The sequence below is a fragment of the Aeromicrobium sp. REDSEA-S32_B7 genome (assembly GCF_001626145.1).
Taxonomy (GTDB): domain Bacteria; phylum Actinomycetota; class Actinomycetes; order Propionibacteriales; family Nocardioidaceae; genus Aeromicrobium; species Aeromicrobium erythreum.
Genome location: NZ_LUNF01000013.1, coordinates 1 through 2,704 on the forward strand (window position 1 = coordinate 1; position 2,704 = coordinate 2,704).

Below are 2,704 nucleotides of genomic sequence, written 5' to 3' on the forward strand. Positions count from 1 at the left end.
GGCTGGGCCACTTCTACCGCGGCGTCGGGCTGACCATCCTCGAGGGCTACGGCCTGACCGAGACCACCGCCGCCCTCACCGTCAACCTGCCGGGCTCGCACAAGATCGGCACGGTCGGGCGTCCCCTGCCGGGCACGGCCGTGCGCGTGGCCGACGACGGCGAGCTGCTCTTCCGCGGCGGCCAGGTGTTCGCCGGCTACTGGGGCAACGAGGCGGCCACGGCCGAGACCCTCGAGCGCGACGGGTGGTTCCACAGCGGCGACGTCGGCGAGGTCGACGACGAGGGCTTCGTGCGCATCACCGGCCGCAAGAAGGAGATCCTGGTGACCGCCGGCGGCAAGAACGTCGCCCCCGCCGTCCTGGAGGACCGGGTCCGGGCCCACGCCCTGGTCGACCAGTGCCTCGTGGTCGGTGACGGCCAGCCCTTCATCGGTGCGCTGGTCACCCTGGACCGCGAGGCGCTGACCGTCTGGGCCCAGGCCCGCGGTCTGTCCGGCTCGGCCGAGGACCTGCTGGACCACGCCGACGTCCGGGCCGCGGTGGAGGAGGCGGTCGAGGACGCCAACAAGGCGGTCTCCAAGGCCGAGTCGATCCGCAAGTTCGTGGTGATCGCCGACGAGTGGACCGAGGAGGGCGGGCAGCTCACGCCCAGCCTGAAGCTGCGTCGCTCCGTGGTCATGCGCGAGTCCCGGGGCCACGTGGAGGCGCTCTACCGCTGAGCCGGCCCCATCCGGGCGCCACCCCGCCAGCGGACGAACGACACCTCTGGGATCCGCTCAGGCTCACGGCGGTCCGCAATTGCGCGAAAAGGGCCCAACGGCCCTACCGACGCTCCTAGCATGAACTCGGAGGGAGGCGCTGCCGCGCCTCTGTCATGACGTGCGGACATGGGGATGGGGCCCCACGTCCCTGCAACGAAAGGTTCGTGATGGACCGTCGCAGGATGCTGCTTGTCGCCGCCGCCGTGGTGGCCGCGCTGGGGACCGCGCTGGTGTTCCTCTACGTCCGCGGCGCCGACAACCGGGCCGAGGAGAAGTTCGAGACGACCGACGTGCTGGTCGCCACCGTGCAGATCGAGCGCGGTGAGCGCATCGCCGACGCCGCCGCGGCCGGCAAGCTCGCCCGTCAGGCCGTCCCCCAGGGCCAGGTCCTGCCCGGCGCCCTGGTCACCACCGAGGGCGTCGACCAGCAGCTCGCGCTGACCGTCATCTACCCCGGCGAGCAGATCGTGCCGCAGAAGCTCGGCGACACCGCCGTGGACGAGCCGCGGCTGCAGATCCCCGACCAGGGCGACATGGCGATGTCGATCAACCTCACCGACCCCGCCCGCGTGGCGGGCTTCGTGAACCCCGGTTCCGAGGTGGCGATCTTCATCAACGGCAGCGACGCCACCACCGGCCAGCCGTACTCCCGCGTGCTGCTCACCCGGGTCAAGGTCATCGCGGTCGGCTCGACGACGCCCGTCACCACCACGACCACGACCAACGGCCAGGGCGGCGAGGGCGGCCAGCAGGTCGTCGAGTCGCTGCCCCGCACCCTCATCACGCTCTCGGTCAGCCAGGTCCAGATGCAGCGGGTGCTGCTCGGCCAGCAGCAGGGCGAGCTCTCCTTCGCGCTGCTCACCGAGGACTCCAAGGTCACCCTCGCCCCGCCCACCACCACCGACTCCCTCTTCCAGTGAGCTGATCCGATGCCCGTCGCCGTCGACACCGAGACCAGTGCGGTCACCGCGCTGCTGGCCGGCATGCCGCCGGGCAGCCAGGGCGTCGACTCCGTGGACCGGATGCGCGCCTGGCTCGGCCAGCACCTCGACGAGTACGTCGTCGTGCTCGGTCCCCACCTCGACCTGGACGACTGCCTGAAGGTCTGCGAGGACCTGCGGGTCAGCCGGCCCACCGTCAGCGTCGTGCTGGTGCGAGACAAGCTGGACACCGGGGTGCTGGGCAGCGCCATGAAGGCCGGCGCCCGCGACGTCGTGGCCGTCGAGGACACCGAGGCCGTCCGTGGCGCGGTCGACCGGGCCCGGGAACTGTGGACTGCGCTGCGCGGCCCCAGTGGTGCCCAGCAGCTCGGGCGCGTCGTGACCGTCTTCTCGCCCAAGGGCGGGGTGGGCAAGACCACGATGGCGGTCAACCTCGCGCTGGCGCTCACCGAGCGTGGCGCGCGCCGGGTCTGCCTGGTCGACCTCGACCTCGCCTTCGGCGACGTCGCCATCACCATGCAGCTGTTCCCCACGCATTCCATCGAGCACGCCATCGGCTCCGAGGACTCCCTCGACGCCGCTCAGCTCGACACCCTGCTGACCCGGCACGCCGACTCCATGATGGTGCTGGCCGCCCCGGCCCACCCCGACGTCCGCGAGCGCGTCTCACCCATGCTGGTGGCCAAGATCCTGCGCACCCTTCGCGAGAGCTTCGACTTCGTGGTCGTCGACACCGCGCCGTCCTTCGACGAGCAGGTGCTGACCGCGCTCGACGAGACCGACGAGTGCGTCATCGTGGCCACCCTGGACGTGCCCACCCTGAAGAACGTCAAGGTCGCCCTCGAGACCCTGGACATGCTCGACATCGCCCGGGGCCATCGTCACCTGCTGCTCAACCGCGCCGACGACGCGGTCGGCATCACCGGTGACAAGGTCGAGCAGATCCTCGGCATCCCCGTCTCGGCCTCGGTCTCCTCCGCGGTCGAGGTGGCTGCCGCCACC

General features: G+C 71.3%; 3 protein-coding genes. All 3 read left to right on the forward strand.

The genetic code is table 11. The features are described 5' to 3' along the window. Positions 1-719: AMP-binding protein (locus tag A6Q79_RS00495; RefSeq protein WP_317695295.1), on the forward strand; the 719-nt coding region annotated here is incomplete at its 5' end. 224 nt (positions 720-943) lie between these two features. Further along, a complete protein-coding gene (cpaB, locus tag A6Q79_RS00500) occupies positions 944-1,681 on the forward strand; it encodes a Flp pilus assembly protein CpaB (RefSeq protein ID WP_292604304.1) in 738 nt (245 codons plus the stop codon). Positions 1,682-1,690: 9 nt separating this feature from the next. After that, positions 1,691-2,704 (forward strand): AAA family ATPase (locus tag A6Q79_RS00505; protein ID WP_317695302.1); only part of this gene is annotated, 1,014 nt, incomplete at its 3' end.

What these genes read in the sequence shown, in the direction of transcription:
- cpaB (WP_292604304.1), top strand. Translation starts at nt 944, where the DNA reads ATGCTGCTTGTCGCCGCCGCCGTGGTGGCCGCGCTGGGGACCGCGCTG.